Source organism: Streptomyces exfoliatus (assembly GCF_000725545.1).
In the GTDB taxonomy this organism is placed as follows: domain Bacteria; phylum Actinomycetota; class Actinomycetes; order Streptomycetales; family Streptomycetaceae; genus Streptomyces; species Streptomyces exfoliatus.
Map to the genome: position 1 here is coordinate 1 of NZ_JNZP01000049.1, position 17,748 is coordinate 17,748.

Sequence of the window (17,748 nt, forward strand, 5' to 3'; positions counted from 1 at the left end):
GGGCGGGAGGGTCGTATCAGGCGCGGGGCAGGGCGCCTTCCGCGGCGGGCTCGGGGAGTTCCGCGGACACGGGGGACGCGGGGGACGCGGCGGGCTCGGGGAGTTCCGCGGACACGGGGGACGCGGGGGACGCGGCGGGCTCGGGGAGTTCCGCGGACACGGGGGACGCGGCGCGCCGGGGGCGACCCCAGCGGCGCATGACCGGTGTTTCGACCCCGTGGTAGAGGGCCAGGGACAGCAGCAGGCTGACCACCAGGGCGAGCAGTGAGACCAGCACGCTCTGCGCGGTCGTCAACGGGTGCGACAAGCCCGCGAGTTGATCGCCGATGTAGGCCAGCACGATGCCGTGCAGGAGGTAGAAGGCGAACGACACCTCGCCCAGGCGGCGCATCACGCGGCCCTTGAGGCCCGTGCGCAGGCCCTCGGCGTCGGCGGTGGCGAGCGCCGCGATGAACAGGGCGAGCGGGACGACGGTCACCGCCGCGGCGGTGAACAGCATCGGGGTGTACACGCCCACGACGTACGCCACGGCGGTCAGCGCGGCGGCGGGCAGCGCGCCGAGGCCGATCCACCGGCCGCTGAGGACCACGCGTGCCATCAGCATGCCGAGAACGAACTCGAGGAGCCGGGACAGCGGGAAGATGTAGACGAACCACAGCCCCTTGACGGACACGCCGTCCAGCCACGAACCGACCGTCGGGAACGCGGGCGACGACGGGAGCAGGTGGGCGGCCGCGAGCGGCAGCAGCATGACGGCCGCGGCGAAGCCCGCGGCCCACCACCACAGGCGGCCGGCGCGGATCCGGCCGACCAGGGGGAGCAGCAGCGGGAACAGGGCGTAGAAGAGCAGCTCGCAGGAGAGCGACCAGCTTGCTCCGTTGACGCTGAGGAAGACCATCGGGTCGGTCGACCAGGACTGCAGCAGGAGCAGGTTGAGCACGGCCGTGCCGAGGGGCGTGGCGGCCGCGGCGTACACGGCCATGGCCAGGGCGAAGGTCACCACGTGGTTGGGGAAGATCTTCACCAGGCGGCGACGGAGCACTCGGGCATACGTCTCCCCCGGGCGCGTCGACCAGGTGAGGACGAAGCCGCTGAGGACGAAGAAGAACGAGACGCCGATGGTCCCGGCGGTCTTGGTGGCGGTCATCAGTCCGTCGGCGGCGCCGGAGCCCGCGGCGAAGAGGCCGCCGGTGGCGAGGTGGCAGACGAACACCAGGGCAGCGGCGATGAACCGGGCTCCGGTGAGGGAATCGAGGCGGTGGTGGCGCGCAGCACCCGCGGCGCTCTCCATGGGGATCTCCTGAGTCGGGGCGATGTGGGGTCAGACCTGGGCGAGGGCTCTGACGTGCCTGCCGTACAGGGAGCCGGCGGTGAGCCGGTCGGCGAGCTCCCTGAGCTGGTCCATGCCGATGAAGCCCATGCGGAAGGCGGTCTCCTCCAGGCAGGCGATCTGCATGCCCTGGCGCTTCTGAAGGACCTGCACGTACTGGCCGGCTTCCATCAGGCTGTCGTGGGTGCCCGCGTCGATCCACGCGTTGCCACGGCCGAGCTGGACGATCCGGCTGCGCCCCTCCCGCACGAGCAGGCGGTTGACGTCGGAGATCTCCAGCTCGCCGCGGGCCGAGGGCGAGATCTTCTCGGCGTAGGCGAGGGCGTCGTTGCTGTACATGTACAGCCCGGTGACGGCGATGTTGGACGGTGGTTCCGCGGGCTTCTCCACGATGTCCACGAGTTCGCCGCCGGCGTCGAGCACGGCGACGCCGTAGCGTTCGGGGTCGGAGACGGGGTAGCCGAAGACGGTGCAGCCGTCGACCTCCTGCGTGGCCCGGTACAGCGTGGCGGGCAGCCCCTGGCCGTAGAAGATGTTGTCGCCGAGGATCAGGCAGACGTCCTCGTCGCCCGCGAACTCCCGCCCGATGACGAGGGCTTCGGCGATGCCGCGCGGCTCGTCCTGCACCGCGTACCGCAGGTCGAGGCCGAGGTGGCCGCCGTCGCCGAGCAGGGAGCGGAAGGCCTCGAGGTGGCTGCTGTTGGTGATGACCAGGATCTCGCGCATCCCGGCGAGCATCAGCACCGACAGGGGGTAGTACACCAGGGGCTTGTCGTAGACGGGCAGCAGTTGTTTGGAGCTGATGGTGGTCAGGGGCAGCAACCTGGTTCCGGAGCCGCCGGCCAGCAGAATTCCGCGCATCGCGATGGGTTTCCTTGCCCTGGGAAAAGTCAGTTGACGGTGCCGGTCGGCGCACCGGACCGGTGGGTGCGGGGCGGCAGGCCGGAACCGAGCGGGCGCCACCAGCCGGGGTTGTCCCGGTACCAGTCGACGGTGGCGGCCAGTTGGGTGTCGAAGTCGTGGAGCGGCCGGTAGCCGAGCTCGTCCCGCGCCTTGCTCCAGTCGACCGAGTAGCGCAGGTCGTGGCCCTTGCGGTCGGCCACCCGGTCCACCGAGGACCAGGTCCTGCCGGTGGCGCCGAGCAGTCGGCGGGTGAGCTGATGGTTGCTCAGTTCCTTTCCGCCGCCGAGGTTGTAGACCTCGCCCGGGCGGCCCGCGCGGCGCACGAGGTCGATGCCCCGGCAGTGGTCCTCGACGTGCAGCCAGTCGCGCACGTTGGCCCCGTCCCCGTACAGCGGGACGGGGAGTCCGTCGAGGAGCCGGGTGGTGAAGTGGGGGATGACCTTCTCCGGGTGCTGCATCGGGCCGTAGTTGTTGGAGCAGCGGGTGACGCGCACGTCGAGGCCGTGGGTGCGGTGGCAGGCCAGGGCCAGCAGGTCGGACGACGCCTTGGAGGCGGAGTAGGGGGAGTTGGGCCGTACGGGGTGGCTCTCGTCCCAGGAGCCGTGCTCGATCGACCCGTACACCTCGTCCGTAGAGATGTGCACGAAGGTGCGGACGTGGTGGCGGATCGAGGCGTCCAGCAGGTTCTGCGTCCCCAGGACGTTGGTCCGCAGGAAGGCGCCGCTGTCCTCGATCGAACGGTCGACGTGGGACTCCGCGGCGAAGTGCACCACCGTGTCGACGCCGGGCAGCAGCGCGTCGAGGGTGGCGCGGTCGCAGATGTCGCCCCGGCGGAAGCGCAGCCGGTCGTCATCGGCCAGGTCCGCGAGGTTGGCGCGGTTCCCGGCGTAGGTGAGCTTGTCCAGGACGGTGACCGCGCGCACCTCCGCGTCGACCGAGCGGAGCAGCATGCGGACGTAGTGGGATCCGATGAAGCCGGCACCCCCGGTGACGAGCAGGTGCGTGCCCTTCTGCATGTACCCCTCCTGGGAAATCAAAGCATGACGATCGGCCACCCGAAAACAGCGCGACGGCAGGAACCTAAATCAACCGGGAGAGGACTGTAAAGCCCCATTCTTTTGAGGCCGAAAACAATTACAGGTAAAGCGATGCATGTAACCGCACATTCCTGAGGCCTTTGCAGGCAACCACATCAACACTGCAGGTAAGAACGCTTCTGACGTGCGGATATCTGCACTTGACTGGGCTCGAACGAGGCACGTACCTTGCAGATCGATTACGTGCCGCATTGCCGGTGGCGGCGGCCGGAATTCGACTCGAATGCCTTTTTGCGAGCGAACTTCACACCGCTCGCACGAGCATTTCGCCATTTCAGGAGGGGAAACCAGGTGGGGCAGAGCACGGCCGGAGTCCACACGGTGGGGACCGAAGAGTCAGCCCCGGGCCCCCTCGCGGAACAGCAGCCCGGCTGGCCCGACCGGCAGGTGCTGGGACGCGTCCGCGCGTCGCTCGCCGGGCGCCCCGGCCTCGTCACCGCCGAGGACACGGCCCGCCTCAGGTCCCTGCTGGCCGAGGTGGCCGCCGGGAACCTGCGGATGCTGCAGGCGGGCGACTGCGCGGAGGACCCCGCCCACTGCACCCCGCACGGTGTGCGCGGCACCGTGCGCCTGCTCGACGAGCTGGCCGCCGCGATGGAGGACGGCACCGGACGCGGGGTCCTGCGCGTCGGCCGGATGGCGGGCCAGTTCGCCAAGCCGCGCTCGCGGCCCACCGAACGGGTCGGTGACCGCGAACTGCCCGCCTACCGTGGGCCGATGGTGAACGCGCCCGAGCCCGATCCGGTCGCGCGCCGCCCCGACCCCCGCCGGCTGCTCCGGTGCTACGACCTGGCCGCCACCGTCCACTCGGCCCTGGCCGCGCAGGGACGCGCACCGGCTCAGGCCGGCGACGCGTCCGTGTACACCAGCCACGAGGCGCTGCTGCTCGACTACGAGCAGCCGCTGCTGCGGGAACTGCCCGACGGCACCGTGCTCCTGGCCTCCACCCACCTGCCCTGGATCGGGGAGCGCACCCGGCAGCCCGGGGGCGCCCACGTCCGGCTGCTCTCGCAGGTCGTCAACCCGGTGGCCTGCAAGGTCGGCCCCACCACGACCGAGGCCGAACTGCTGGCCCTGTGCGCCGCGCTGGACCCCGGCCGCAGCCCCGGGCGGCTCACCCTGATCGCCCGGATGGGCGCGGATCACGTCCGCACCGCGCTTCCCCCGCTGGTGCGGGCGGTACGGGCGGCCGGGCACCCAGTGATCTGGCTGTGCGACCCCATGCACGGGAACACGGTGTTCGCCGCGGACGGCCGCAAGACGCGCGTCGTGGCGTCCCTCGTCGACGAGGTGGAGGCGTTCCAGGACGTGGTGCTCGCCGAACGCGGCGTCGCGGGCGGCCTGCACCTGGAGGCCACCGCCCAGGACGTCGCCGAGTGCGTCTGGTCCCCCGACGAAGCCCCCGCGGGTCCGTACACCACGCTGTGCGACCCCCGGCTCGACCTGACCCAGGCCGGCCACCTCGCCAGGTCCTGGCACGCCTGACCCGGCGGCCCCTGAGGGATCGGTCCGCCCGGCCACCAAGTGACGTGAGGAGAAGCAGATTTGAAGAACAGGGAAGACACCGGGAGGCGAGCGGGCACCGCGCTCGTCGGCGACGTCGCGCTGGTGACCGGCGCGACCGGCGGCATCGGTGAGGCCGTCGTGCGCACCCTCGCCGAGGCGGGCGTGCGGGTGGCCGCCGTCGACCTCGACACGCCCGCCCTCGCCGAACTGGAGGGGACGGCCCGGGACAAGGGCCTGCCGGTGACCGCGTTCGCCGCGGACGTCACCTCGCCCGCCGAGGTGGAGGCAGTCGTCGCCGCCGTGGAGGAGCGGCTGGGCCCGATCGACCAGCTCGTCAACGTCGCGGGCGTCATGGTCGCCGGGCCCGTGCTGTCGCTCACCGAGGAGGACTGGGAGCGTACCTTCGCGGTCAACGCCTCCGGCGTCTTCCGGGTCTCCACCGCCGTCGGGCGCCGCATGGCCGGGCGCGGCCGCGGCGCCGTCGTCACGGTGGCGTCGAACGCGGCCGTCGTCCCCCGGGCCGGGATGGCCGCGTACGCCGCTTCGAAGGCGGCCGCGGTGGCGTTCACCAAGAACCTCGGCCTCGAACTCGCACGCCACGGCGTGCGCTGCAACGCCGTCTGCCCCGGCTCGACCGACACCGCCATGCTCCGCTCCCTGTGGTCGGACGACAGCGGTCCCGAGCGGTCGCTGCGCGGGTCCCTGGAGGACTTCCGCGTCGGCATCCCGCTCGGCAGGTTCGCCGCCCCCGAGGACATCGCGGACGCCGTGGCGTTCCTGCTGTCCGAGCGGGCCACGCACATCACCATGCACGACCTCCAGGTGGACGGAGGCGCGGCCCTGGGCCGCTAGGGCCTGTCCGCCGGACAGGCCCTAGGGCCTCTCGTCCGGATCTCACGCCTTCGCCTTCCCGCCCGGCGCCCTTCGGGCGGACGACGCGACGTTGAGGGCAGGTCCCCAGGTCGCGCCTCCGCAGGCCGTACGACACCCGGTTCGACTCCCGCAGGAGAAACTTCCCATGGCCATACCCGGCATCGCCCCCTACCCCATGCCGCAGCGGGACGAGCTCCCCGCGAACACGGCCCCCTGGCGCCCTGACCCACGACGCGCCGCCGTCCTGGTCCACGACATGCAGCGCTATTTCGTGGCCCCTTTCCCCGCCGGCCAGGAGCCCGCGCTCAGTCTGGTCGGCAACACCCGCAAGCTCGTGGAGCGGAGCCGGAGCCTGGGCATCCCGGTCGTCTACACCGCGCAGCCCGGGGACATGACGGACGGCCAGCGCGGACTGCTCAAGGACTTCTGGGGGCCGGGCATGCAGACCGCGCCCGAGCACCGGGCGATCATCGAGGAGGTCGCACCGTCCCCGCAGGACGCGCCGGACGCGGTCTTCACCAAGTGGCGCTACAGCGCGTTCCACGGGAACGGCCTGCGGGACCACCTCAGGCGCCTGGGCCGCGACCAGCTGGTCATCTGCGGCGTGTACGCCCACGTCGGCTGTCTGATGACGGCGGTGGACGCCTTCACCCACGACGTCGAGACCTTCCTGGTGGCCGACGCCGTCGCCGACTTCTCCGAGTCCCACCACCGCTCGGCCCTGGAGTACGCCGCCGCGCGCTGCTCGGTGGTCCTCCCCACGGACACCGTCCTCGCCGACCTCGGCGCGGGCGCCCTCGTCGGGCAGGGCTGAGGCGATGGCATCCGAGGACCGTCGCTTCGGCGACCTCCTGGACCGCGTGCTCACCGGGGACGCCCCCGACTTCGCCGTGCTGCACCGCCCCGAGGCCGTGGGCGACAAGGTGGAGCTCCTGCTCGGTGACGTGAGCGAGGTGACCCGGCTGGCCGACATCCCGCTGAACGCCCGGCCGCGCGAGGACGGGCCGGGCCACGAGACCCTCGTCCTGGTGCCCTACCGCCAGGTCGTCGAGCGGGGCTTCGCCTGCCACGACGACGGCTCCCCCCTGCTCGCCCTGAGCGTCTCCGACCAGGCCACCCACCCCCTCGACCAAGCCCTGGCCCTCCTGCCCGACGTACCGGTCGACCTGTCGAACGCGCGCTTCGACATGGACGACGACGCGTACGCCTCGCTGGTGCGCCGGGTCCTGGAGGAGGAGATCGGCAACGGCTCGGGGGCCAACTTCGTCATCAGCCGCGCCTTCACCGCCGACCTCACCGACTGGTCGCCCACCGTGGCACTGAGCCTGTTCCGCAGGCTGCTCGGCGGCGAACGGGGCGCGTACTGGACGTTCGTGGTGCACACCGGTGACCGGACCTTCGTCGGCGCCACCCCCGAGCGGCACATCAGCCTGTTCGACGGCACCGCCGTCATGAACCCGATCAGCGGCACACTGCGCTACCCGCCCGGGGGCGCCGGCCTCGACGACGTGATGCGCTTCCTCGCCGACTCCAAGGAGGCGGGCGAGCTGTGCATGGTGGTCGACGAGGAACTGAAGATGATGGCCCGCATCTGTGACGGGGGCGGTCGCGTCGTCGGTCCGTACCTCAAGGAGATGGCCACCCTCGCCCACACCGAGTACCTCATCCAGGGCCGTACCACCCGGGACGTCCGCGAGATCCTCCGCGAGTCGATGTTCGCCCCGACGGTCATCGGCAGTCCGCTGGAGAGCGCCTGCCGGGTGGTGCGGGAGTACGAACCGCGCGGACGGGGCTACTACAGCGGCGTCGTCGCCCTGATCAGCAGGGACGTCAACAGCAACCCCTCGCTCGACTCGGCGATCATGCTGCGGACGACGGCCGTCACGGGCCGAAGGCTGCGCCTCGCGGTCGGTGCGACGCTGGTGCGCGACTCGGACCCGCTCTCCGAGGTGGCCGAGACGCACGCCAAGGCACGCGGCGTGCTCAGCGCCCTGGGCGTGGCGGGTTCCTCGGCGACGCGGCGGCCGGCCGGCTCCGGGCTCGCCGACCACCCGCTGGTGCGCGAGGCCCTGGAGGACCGCAACGCGGACCTCGCACCGTTCTGGCTGGACCTCTCGTCGACCACCGCCGTCCCGGCTCCGCTGCGGCCGTACGAGGGCCGGCGCGTCCTGGTCGTGGACGCGGAGGACGACTTCACCGCGATGATCGCCGTGGTGCTCCGCTCCCTGGGACTGCGCGTCGACGTACGGCGGTTCGACGACCCGGGCGACACCGCCGGGTACGACCTGGTGGTCATGGGACCGGGCCCCGGCGACCCCCGCGACACCGACAGCGCCCGGATCACCGCGCTGCGCGACGGGATCCGGCGCCTGATGAACACCTCGACGCCCTTCCTCGCGGTCTGTCTGAGCCACCAGGTGCTCGGCCTGCTCCTCGGACTGGAACTGGTGCGCCGCGAGCGGCCCAACCAGGGCGTGCAGAAGAAGATCAGCCACTTCGGTGAGCCCGTCATCGCGGGCTTCTACAACACCTTCGCCCTGACCAGCGCCGACAGCGTGGTCGAGGTCCCCGGGCTCGACGCCCCCGTCGAGGTCAGCCGCGACCCGGACACCGGGCAGGTGCACGGTCTGCGCGGCCCCGGCTTCGCCTCGCTGCAGTTCCACCCGGAGTCACTGCTGAGCCGGGACGGCGTGGCCGTCCTGGCCGGGACGGTGGCCGCCCTGCTCGCCGCGCCGGACGACGCCCTGGCGGGCGCTCCCGTCCTCGCCTCCTCCCCTCCGTCCCCGTCGACCACGAGGTGGACATCGTGCTGAACATCGCCGTCGCAGGCGGCGGGATCGGCGGCCTCGCGTCCGCCCTCGCCGTCGCCCGAGCGGGGCACACCGCCCACGTACTGGAACGCAACACCGATTTCGCCGAACTCGGGGCGGGCATCCAACTGGCCCCCAACGCCTTCCAGGCCCTGCGCCGCCTCGGCGTCGCCGAACCGGTGGGCGCGCGCGCCGTGCGCGTGGAGGCCCTGCGCCTGCTGGACGCCCGCTCCGGGGCACTGCTGACCGAGATGCCCCTGGACGACGCCTACCAGAGGCGGTTCGGCGACCCGTACGCCGTCGTGCGGCGCGGCGACCTGCACAGCGCGCTGCTGAGCGCCTGTCAGGAGCACGAACGCGTCGTACTACACCCCGGCACGACCGTGACCGGCTACCGCGACACCCCCGACGCGGTCCACGTGATCACGGCGGACGGACGGACCGTGGAGGCCGACGCGCTGGTGGGGGCGGACGGCATCCGCTCCCGGGTGCGCGCCCAGATGCTGGACGACGGGCCGCCGCGGGTCTCGGGGCACACCATCCACCGCACCGTCGTACCGATGGCGGACGTGCCGGCCGAGCTGCGCTGGAACTCGGTGAACCTGTGGGCCGGCCCCGGCTGGCACATGGTGCACTACCCCCTCGCCAACGGCGAGAAGCTGAACCTGGCCATCACGCGCGACGACGGGGCGCGCGCCGCCGTGGCCGGTGTCCCCACCAGCCGCGACGAGGTGCTCGCGAGCTTCCCCGACCTGCATCCGCGGGCCCGCGCCCTGCTCGGCCTCGGCCGGGAGTGGCGGACCTGGGTGCTGTGCGACCGGCCGCCGACCGGCACCTGGACCGAGGGCCGCGTCTGCCTCACGGGCGACGCCGCGCACGCCATGCTCCAGTACGCGGCCCAGGGTGCCTGCATGGCCCTGGAGGACGCGGTGGTGCTCGGCGAGGTGCTGGAGGGCGCGCCCGTGGACGTGGCCGGGCGCCTGGCCCTCTTCGCCGAACTGCGCGGCGAGCGCGCCGCCCGGGTCCAGGAGGTCTCCACGTGGATGGGGCACGCCCTCTACCACCCGGGGGGCACGGCGGCCGTCGAACGCGACGCGATGCTCGCGTCGCTCTCCCCGGACGACCTGCTGGCGGCGGTGGACTGGCTGCACGGCCATCCCCTCGGCGGTCCGGCCGGCCACGGGGCCGCCCAGGCGGTCGTCCTCACCTGACGCGCCGGGCCCGTCGCGCCGTGACGAGCCCCGCCCGTCCTCTCCACAAGCCGTGACCAGGGGGCTTCCCTGCCCCCGCCAGAAAGGAACTCCCAGCGTGGACACCACCGAGCGCGGACTGGCGCGCCGACTGCAACTGCGGCAGGCCCTGGTGTGGCTCGCCGCCGCGCGGGGCGACAGCCACGCGGCGCTGCTGCGGGGGCTCGACAGCGACCCCCGCGCCCACTGGCAGCGGCTGCGCGAGCATGTGCTGACCCGCGGCGGCACCGGCGACCGGGTCGCCGCGCGCCACGCCTCCGTCAGCGCCGCCCAGTCGGCCCCCGCCCTGCGCGGCGCCCCGCTCCTCGACCTCCCGGACGGTGGCGAGGACGCGCCGTGGCCGGATGCCGGGGCGGCGTCCCCGCACCACGCCGATCAGGCGTGGCAGCGGGCGCTGGGCCGCGCGGGCGGCGTGACGGACCTGGTCGCCGTCGCCCGCGACGCGGCCTTCGGCACCCTGGCGGCCGCGTGGGGGCTCGGCGCGGACGCCGAACAGGCCCTGCGCACCGCCGTCGCGCGGACCGCGGGAGCACTCGACGCGCCCTTCTACCCGCAGGGCCTGGACCGCACCCTCGCGATCACGGAGGCCATGGCGGATCTGCGCCGCCTCGTCCCCGCGGCTGCGCCGGGGGGCCTGGCCGGCGCCGTCGCCGGGACCACGATGGCGACCGACCTGGTGACCGGCGCCGTCGTGCTCGGCCTCGCACCGGACGGCGAACCCTCCTGGGACCTGCTGGACCAGGACCCCGACCGCGCGCGGCGCGCGGTGCTGGAGACGCTGCGCCTGGCCCCGCCCGTACGTCTCGAAGCGGCGACCGCGGCGACCGGGTGCGTCCTGGCCGGCGAGGAGATCGCCGCCGGGGAGCGCGTGGTGTCGCACCTGGGGGCCGCCAACCGCGACCCCGAGGTCTTCACCGACCCGGACCGCTTCGACCCGGAGCGCTCCGGGGACGAGCTGGCCGCCGTGCTGGTGCCGGGCGCGGCCCGCGAGGGCGCGCTGCCCTTCGCCGTCGCGTGCGCGACGCGGGGCCTGCTCACGCTCGCCGCGCTCCGCCCCCGCCCCGCCCCCGGGCCCCTGGTCCGCCGCACCGCCGCACCGGTGTCCCCGTCCCTGCTCGCCTGCCCCGTCGTCACGGGCTGAACGACGACGGCCCGCCACCACCGGACGGGCCCAGTGAGGAAGTACCCAGCGTGAAGATCCTTTTCGTCAGCATGCCCCACCCGACGCACTTCCAGCCGATGCTGCCCCTGGCCTGGGCGCTGCGCGCGGCCGGCCACGAGGTACGGGTCGCCGGGCACCCCGACCTGACGGAGACGTCCACCGGGGCCGGCATGACCGCGGTGCCGGTCGGCGCGCCCGCCTGGTATGCCGGTGACCCCTACGAACCCGGCCTGTACGGGCGGTTGATGGGCGAGGGCGCGTCCGACTTCCTGGGGTCCTTCGACTGGCCGATGACCGACGCGTCGGCCTGGAGCTGGGAGGGGCTCCTGGGCCTGGAGAAGGTGCTCGTCCCCGCGCTGTACGCCGGGATCAACAACGACCCGATGATCGAGGAGTTGCTGGCGTACGCCCGCCACTGGCAGCCCGACCTGGTGGTGTGGGAGCAGCTCACCGTCGCGGGCGCGGTGGTGGCCGAGCTCCTCGGCGTGCCGCACGCCCGGTTCGTGTACGGCCTCGACTTCATCGGCCGGGCCCGCGAGGCGTTCCTGCGGCGGTACGAGGAGCAGCCCGGGGCGCACCGCGAGGACCCCACCCGCGAGTGGTTCGAGCCGGTCATGCTCCGGCACGGCGGCTCCTGGACGGAGCGGCTGCGCACCGGCGGGTTCACCATCGACACCTCGGTGCCCAGCACGCGGCTGGACACCAGCGGCCCCGTCGAGGGGCTGCGCTACGTCCCGTACAACGGTGCCTCCGTCGTCCCGGAGTGGCTGCGCGAGCCCGCCGGCCGCAAGCGCGTGTGCCTGACCCTGGGGCGCTCCAACGAGCTGGAGAACACCGGGACCACGGTCGCCGAGATCCTCACCGGGCTCGCCTCCCTGGACGTGGAGGTCGTCGCCACGCTCGGTGGGGACGAGGCGGCCGGGCTCGGCCCGCTCCCGGACAACGTCCGGCTGGTGGACTTCGTACCGCTGCACGACCTGCTCCCCACGTGCGCGGCGGTCGTGCACCACGGGGGCATCGGCTCGCGGCTGACCGCGGTGCACCACGGCGTGCCCCAGCTGGTCCTCGGCTACGGCTACGACACGTGGATGATCGCCCGGCGCCAGGAGGAGCTGGACGCCGGTCTCGCCCTGGCGGCCGACGCCGCCACGGCCGGCTCCGTCCGCGACGGCGTCGCCCGGCTCCTCGACGAGCCCCGCTTCGCCGCCGGCGCCGCCCGCATGCGGGACGAGTTGCTGGCCCAGCCCTCCCCCGCCGACCTCGTCGCCACCCTGGAGCGCCGGGTCGAGGAATGGGCGGAGACGGCGCGATGACCGTGTCCGCGCTGCCCGCGGCCGCTCCCGCGCACGTGCCGACGGCCCTGCGCCTGGCACGCTCGGCCGCGACCCTGTCCACGAGCGCGGGCACGGCCGCGGACTGCGACCAGTGGCTCGCCGAGTGCTCCGAGCGCCTCGCCGCCGAGGTGGAGCCCGTGCCGCTGGACGAGCTCGCCGGTTGGCACCGCAGGCCGGACACCGGCGACCTGGTCCACGAGAGCGGGCGCTTCTTCTCCGTGGAGGGCCTGTCGGTCGAGCGTCCGGGGGCGGCCGTCGACCGGTGGTGCCAGCCGGTCATCAACCAGCCGGAGACCGGCATCCTCGGGCTGCTGATGACGGAGATCGACGGGGTCGCGCACTTCCTGATGCAGGCCAAGATGGAGCCGGGCAACCACAACGGGGTCCAGCTCTCGCCCACCGTGCAGGCCACCCGGAGCAACTACACCGGCGCGCACCGCGGCCGCCCGGTCCCGTACGTCGAGTACTTCCGCGACGCCGCGCGGCACATGGTCCTGGCGGACGTGCGCCAGTCCGAGCAGGGCGCCTGGTTCTTCCGCAAGCGCAACCGCAACATGGTCGTCGAGGTCCGCGAACCCGTCGCCGTACGGGACGGCTTCCGCTGGATGACGCTCGGTCAGATACACCGGCTGCTGGCCCTGGACGACGTGGTCAACATGGACTCGCGCACCGTGCTGTCCTGTCTGCCCCTCGAAGGCCCCGGCCTGGACCAGGGCGCGCCGGCGGGCCCGGACGCCTTTCGCACCGCGCTGCTCAGGTCCTGCGGTGCCGGTGCCGACGAGGGCGCGCACACGATGTCCTCGGTCCTGCACTGGATCTCGGACGCCCGCAGCACCGCCGAACTCCGTTCCCGCATCGTGCCGTTGAACCAGGCCGAGGGGTGGCACACCGAGGGCGGCAGGATCAGCCACGAGAGCGGCCTCTTCTTCGACGTGAGGGGCGTCCGGGTGCGCGGCCGCGGACGCGAGGTGGACCAGTGGACCCAGCCCCTGGTCGCGGCCGGGGGCACGGGCGTGATCGCCTTCCTGACCCGCAGCGTCGACGGCGTACTGCACGTCCTGGTGCAGGCCAAGGACGAGCCGGGCCACAACGACACGGTCGAGCTCGCGCCCACGGTGCAGTGCAATCCGCGCAACTACGCCGTCCTGCCGCCCGCGGCCCGGCCCGCCTTCCTCGACGAGGTGCTCGCCGCCGGACCGGAACGCGTCAGGTTCGACGCCGTCCTCTCCGAGGAGGGCGGCCGCTTCCACCACACCCGCAACCGTTACCTGGTCGTCGAGGCGGACGACGACCAGGGCGAGCCGCCCGGGTTCCGCTGGGTGACCCTGCGGCAGCTCACCGCCCTGCTGCGCCACAGCTACTACCTCGGCGTCGAGGCCCGCAGCCTCGTCGCGTGCCTGCGCAGCCTCCTGGTCGTGCCGCGGTGACGGCGACGACGACATCACAGAGAAAGGACTTGACGATGCTGTCTTCCCGCACCCGGCTGATCCGGGACATGGTGCGCATCCGCACCGTGGAGGAGGTGCTCGCCGACTACTACCGCGACGAGCAGGAGATGCGTACCCCCACGCACTTCTCCATCGGGCAGGAGGCGACCGCGGTGGGCGTGTGCGCGGTGACCACCCCGCGGGACTGGGTCTACTCGGGGCACCGCTCGCACGCCCCGTACCTCGCCAAGGGCGGCGACCTCGAAGCGCTCGTCGCGGAGCTGTACGGCAAGGAGGCCGGATGCTCGCGCGGCCGGGGCGGCTCCATGCACGTGATGGACCAGGCCGCCGGGTTCGCCGGCTCGGCCGCCATCCTCGGCGAGATGATCGCCGCCGCCGTGGGCGCCGGATGGGCGTTCGCCCGGGCCGGCGAGCGGCGGGTGGCGCTCACCTACTTCGGTGAGGGGGCGGCGGACGAGGGCGTGTTCTTCGAGTCGCTGAACTTCGCCGCCGTCCACCGCGTCCCCGTGGTCTTCGTCTGCGAGAACAACCAGTACTCCATCTCCTCGCCGCTCGGTGTCCGGCACGCCCCGGGCACCTCGGTGCGCGGTCGCGCCGAGGCGTGCGGGGTGCGCTCGCTCGCGGTCGACGGCAACGACGTGTTCGGCGTCCGGGACGCCGCCCGCGACGCGGTGGAGCACGCGCGCGACGGCCGGGGCCCGGTCCTGCTCGAACTCGCCACGTACCGCTGGCGCGCACACGTCGGACCCGGCCTGGACCACGACCACGGCTACCGCTCGCAGGAGGAGATCGAGTCCTGGATGGCGGGCTGCCCCATCGTGCGCGCCGCCGGCGCGGTGCGCGACGAGACGCCCGGCATCGACGCGCTGGTGGAGTCCTGGCGCGCCGAGTTCCGCCGGGAGGTCCACGCGGCGGTCGACCGCGCCAAGGCCCTGCCCTTCCCCGACACCGCCGGGCTGCTCTCGGGCGCGTACCTGCCCGCGGCCCGCTGACCCCGGCACATTCCAGGCAAGAGGAGATCGGACATGCGCACCCTGACCTACTGGCAGGCCATCAGCGAAGCCACCGTGCAGTGCATGGAACGCGACGAGAGGATCTTCGTCGCCGGCGAGGGCGTCGACGACGTGGCCGGGGCGTTCGGCACCACGAAGGAGGCGTTCCGGCGGTTCGGCCCCAGCCGGGTGGTGGACATGCCCAACGCGGAGAACGCCACCGCCGGCATCGCGGTCGGAGCCGCCGCGGCGGGACAGCGCCCGCTCGTGGTGCACGTACGCGCGGATTTCATGTTCCTGGCGATGGACGCGCTCGTGAACATGGCCGCCAAGTGGCGCTACACCTACGGCGGCGACAAGGGCGGCGTGCCGGTGGTGACCCGGGGCGTCGTCGGCCGGGGCTGGGGGCAGGGCTCGACCCACTCGCAGAGTCCGCACGCGACGTTCGCCCACTACGCGGGCCTGCACGTGGCGACGCCCGCCACGCCGGCCGACGCCAAGGGCATGCTCGTGCAGGCCCTGACCGGCGACACCCCCGTCGTCCTGATCGAGAACCGCAACCTGTACCCGCTCGTCGGCGAGGTGCCCGAGGAGCCGGTGCCGGTCCCGTTCGGGGTCGGCCGGATCGCGCGCGCGGGCACCGACGTCACCGTCGTCGCGGCGTCGCTGATGGTGCACGAGGCGGAGCGCGCGGCCGAGCAGCTGGCCGAACGCGGCATCAGCGTCGAGGTGGTGGACGTCCGCAGCCTGCGGCCGCTGGACGAGGGCATCATCTGCGAGTCCGTCGCCAAGACCGGCCGGCTCGTCGTCGCCGACACCAGCTGGGCGCGGTACGGGTTCACCGCCGAGGTCGCCGCGGTCGTGGCCGAGCACGTGCCGCACGCGCTGCGCGCCCCGGTCCGTCGCGTGTCGCTGCCCGACAGTCCCGCGCCGGTGTCGCACCCGCTGGAGGAGGCGTTCCACCCGAACGCGAGCAGCATCGTGTCCGCCTGCCTGGACGTGTGCGGCGAGGCGGGTGCGGTGCTGCCGCGACTGGCCAGCGTGAGCGCCGGCTTCCAGGGTCCGTTCTGAGCGCCCTTTCCCCCACCACCGCACGAAGTACGTCACACGATGTGAGGAGCAACCGGTGCAGGTACGCGAGTTGAAGATCGAAGGGGCGTACGAGTTCACCCCGCAGGTGTACGGCGATCCGCGGGGAGTCTTTCTCTCCCCCTACCAGGAGGACGTCTTCACCGAGGCCCTGGGGCGACCGCTGTACCCCGTGGCGCAGTCGAGCTACAGCGTCTCCAAACGGGGCGTCGTGCGCGGCATCCACTTCACCGCCGTGCCGCCGGGCATGGGGAAGTACGCCTACTGCACGCGCGGCAGGGCCCTGGACTACATCGTCGACACCCGGGTCGGATCGCCCACCTTCGGCATGTGGGACTCCGTCGAGCTCGACCCCGTGGACCGCCGGTCGGTCCACATCCCGATCGGGGTGGGGCACCTGTTCGTGGCCCTCGAGGACGAGACCACGATCTCGTACCTGCTGTCCACGGGGTACGAGCCGCAGCGCGAGCACGCCATCCACCCGCTGGACCCGGAGCTCGCCCTGCCCTTCCCTGACGGGCTCGACCTGCTGTTGTCGGAGCGCGACCGCACGGCTCCGACGCTCGCCGAGGCCCGGGAGCTGGGCATCCTGCCCGACTTCGAAGAGAGCCTGCGGCTCGACGCGCGGTCGGGTGCGGTACGGAACTGAGGGCACCACCGTCCGTGGCACGGACATGCGTGAACGCCGTGGCGGGAGACCCTGGTCCGGGTCTCCCGCCACGGCGTCGTCCGCCCCCCGGGGCGGGCGCACGATCTATACGGCGCTCGCCTTCGCGACGATGTCCTCGGCTACGGTGCGCGGGACCTCGGCGTAGGAGTGGAACTGCATCGAGTAGTTGGCGCGGCCCGAGGTCTTGCTGCGGAGGTCTCCGACGTAGCCGAACATCTCCGACAGCGGCACGAGACCGGTCACCAGTCGGGCGCCGTGCCGCTCCTCCATGGACTGGATCTGGCCACGGCGGGAGTTGATGTCGCCGATGACCTCGCCCACGTAGTCCTCGGGCGTGGTGACCTCGACGGACATCATCGGTTCGAGCAGCACCGGGGACGCCTTCCTCGCGGCCTCCTTGAAGGCCATCGAACCGGCGATCTTGAAGGCCAGTTCGGAGGAGTCGACCTCGTGGAAGGCGCCGTCGAGCAGCGTGACCTTGATGCCCGTCAGGGGGTGTCCGGCGAGCACGCCGAAGCTCATGGCCTCCTGGCAGCCCGCGTCCACGGACGGTATGTACTCGCGCGGGACGCGGCCGCCGGTGACCTTGTTGACGAACACGTAGTCGTCGCCGTCGATCGGCTCGATCGCGATCTGCACCCTGGCGAACTGGCCGGTGCCGCCCGTCTGCTTCTTGTGCGTGAAGTCGAGCCGGTCCACCGTGCCGCGGATCGTCTCGCGGTAGGCGACCTGCGGCTTGCCGACGTTCGCCTCGACCTTGAACTCGCGACGCATGCGGTCGACGAGGACGTCGAGGTGGAGCTCGCCCATGCCGGCGATGATGGTCTGGCCGGTCTCCTCGTCGGTGTGGACCTGGAAGGAGGGGTCCTCCTCCGCGAGACGCTGGATGGCGACGCCCAGCTTCTCCTGGTCACCCTTGGACTTGGGCTCGATGGCGACCTGGATGACCGGCGCCGGGAAGTCCATGGACTCCAGGACGACCGGGTTCTTCTCGTCGCACAGCGTCTCACCGGTGGTGGTCTGCTTGAGGCCCATGACGGCGACGATGTCGCCGGCGCCCACCGAGTCGATCTCGGTGCGCTTGTTCGCGTGCATGCGGTAGATCTTGCCGATGCGCTCCTTCTTGCCCTTGACGGAGTTCAGCACCGCGGTGCCGGCCTCCAGGCGACCCGAGTAGACCCGGATGAAGGTGAGCTTGCCGAGGTGCGGGTCGCTCGCGATCTTGAACGCGAGGGCCGACAGCGGCTCGTCGTCGGACGGCTTGCGCCGCACGATCTCCTCCGC

15 protein-coding genes are annotated in these 17,748 nt (G+C 72.7%); 11 read left to right on the top strand and 4 right to left on the bottom strand.

The window, feature by feature from the left end:
• Positions 1 to 16 precede the first annotated feature (16 nt).
• The 3 genes from IO20_RS0132830 to rfbB are packed head-to-tail and all read right to left on the bottom strand — an operon-like array spanning position 17 to position 3,249.
• Positions 17 to 1,291, bottom strand: a complete 1,275-nt coding sequence (locus IO20_RS0132830) for an acyltransferase family protein (protein WP_051894202.1) — start codon at positions 1,289 to 1,291, stop codon at positions 17 to 19.
• A 30-nt stretch (positions 1,292 to 1,321) separates the two neighbouring features.
• Complete coding sequence (gene rfbA / locus IO20_RS0132835; RefSeq protein ID WP_030556578.1) at positions 1,322 to 2,191, bottom strand: glucose-1-phosphate thymidylyltransferase RfbA; 870 nt, start codon at positions 2,189 to 2,191, stop codon at positions 1,322 to 1,324.
• A 29-nt stretch (positions 2,192 to 2,220) separates the two neighbouring features.
• Positions 2,221 to 3,249, bottom strand: a complete 1,029-nt coding sequence (rfbB, locus tag IO20_RS0132840; protein ID WP_051875097.1) for a dTDP-glucose 4,6-dehydratase — start codon at positions 3,247 to 3,249, stop codon at positions 2,221 to 2,223.
• Between the two features lie 372 nt (positions 3,250 to 3,621).
• On the opposite strand from rfbB, the gene IO20_RS0132845 reads away from it, so the two are divergent.
• The 11 genes from IO20_RS0132845 to IO20_RS0132895 all read left to right on the top strand — a co-directional run bounded on the left by IO20_RS0132845 (position 3,622) and on the right by IO20_RS0132895 (position 16,443).
• Entirely contained in the window at positions 3,622 to 4,815 is a 1,194-nt protein-coding gene (locus IO20_RS0132845; RefSeq protein WP_078946286.1) for a 3-deoxy-7-phosphoheptulonate synthase, read from the top strand.
• A gap of 60 nt (positions 4,816 to 4,875) precedes the next feature.
• Positions 4,876 to 5,688 carry a 2,3-dihydro-2,3-dihydroxybenzoate dehydrogenase gene (locus tag IO20_RS0132850; protein WP_051875094.1) on the top strand — a complete coding sequence of 271 codons (813 nt, stop codon included), beginning with the start codon at positions 4,876 to 4,878 and terminating at the stop codon, positions 5,686 to 5,688.
• A gap of 166 nt (positions 5,689 to 5,854) precedes the next feature.
• On the top strand, positions 5,855 to 6,523 hold the full coding sequence (locus tag IO20_RS0132855) for an isochorismatase family protein (RefSeq protein WP_030556570.1): 669 nt from the start codon (positions 5,855 to 5,857) through the stop codon (positions 6,521 to 6,523).
• Positions 6,524 to 6,527: 4 nt separating this feature from the next.
• Positions 6,528 to 8,522 (top strand): anthranilate synthase family protein, encoded by a 1,995-nt coding sequence (locus IO20_RS0132860; RefSeq protein WP_051875093.1) that lies wholly within the window; start codon positions 6,528 to 6,530, stop codon positions 8,520 to 8,522.
• A complete protein-coding gene (locus IO20_RS0132865; RefSeq protein WP_030556566.1) occupies positions 8,516 to 9,730 on the top strand; it encodes an FAD-dependent monooxygenase in 1,215 nt (404 codons plus the stop codon). The genes IO20_RS0132860 and IO20_RS0132865 overlap by 7 nt, the downstream gene beginning before the upstream one ends.
• A 97-nt stretch (positions 9,731 to 9,827) precedes the next feature.
• Complete coding sequence (locus tag IO20_RS0132870; RefSeq protein ID WP_051875090.1) at positions 9,828 to 10,910, top strand: cytochrome P450; 1,083 nt, start codon at positions 9,828 to 9,830, stop codon at positions 10,908 to 10,910.
• A 50-nt stretch (positions 10,911 to 10,960) separates the two neighbouring features.
• Positions 10,961 to 12,244 carry an activator-dependent family glycosyltransferase gene (locus IO20_RS0132875; RefSeq protein ID WP_030556562.1) on the top strand — a complete coding sequence of 428 codons (1,284 nt, stop codon included), beginning with the start codon at positions 10,961 to 10,963 and terminating at the stop codon, positions 12,242 to 12,244.
• The gene (locus IO20_RS0132880; protein WP_051875099.1) at positions 12,241 to 13,692 is read left to right on the top strand and encodes an NDP-hexose 2,3-dehydratase family protein; all 1,452 of its coding nucleotides are present in this window, start codon (positions 12,241 to 12,243) and stop codon (positions 13,690 to 13,692) included. The genes IO20_RS0132875 and IO20_RS0132880 overlap by 4 nt, the downstream gene beginning before the upstream one ends.
• Positions 13,693 to 13,727: 35 nt before the next feature.
• Positions 13,728 to 14,705, top strand: a complete 978-nt coding sequence (locus IO20_RS0132885) for a thiamine pyrophosphate-dependent dehydrogenase E1 component subunit alpha (protein ID WP_030556557.1) — start codon at positions 13,728 to 13,730, stop codon at positions 14,703 to 14,705.
• Between the two features lie 33 nt (positions 14,706 to 14,738).
• Positions 14,739 to 15,776, top strand: a complete 1,038-nt coding sequence (locus tag IO20_RS0132890) for an alpha-ketoacid dehydrogenase subunit beta (protein WP_030556555.1) — start codon at positions 14,739 to 14,741, stop codon at positions 15,774 to 15,776.
• 55 nt (positions 15,777 to 15,831) lie between these two features.
• Positions 15,832 to 16,443 carry a dTDP-4-dehydrorhamnose 3,5-epimerase family protein gene (locus IO20_RS0132895; protein WP_030556553.1) on the top strand — a complete coding sequence of 204 codons (612 nt, stop codon included), beginning with the start codon at positions 15,832 to 15,834 and terminating at the stop codon, positions 16,441 to 16,443.
• Between the two features lie 105 nt (positions 16,444 to 16,548).
• On the opposite strand, the gene IO20_RS0132900 is transcribed toward IO20_RS0132895, so the two are convergent.
• A partial coding sequence (locus IO20_RS0132900; RefSeq protein WP_030556551.1) for an elongation factor G occupies positions 16,549 to 17,748 on the bottom strand: 1,200 nt, incomplete at its 5' end.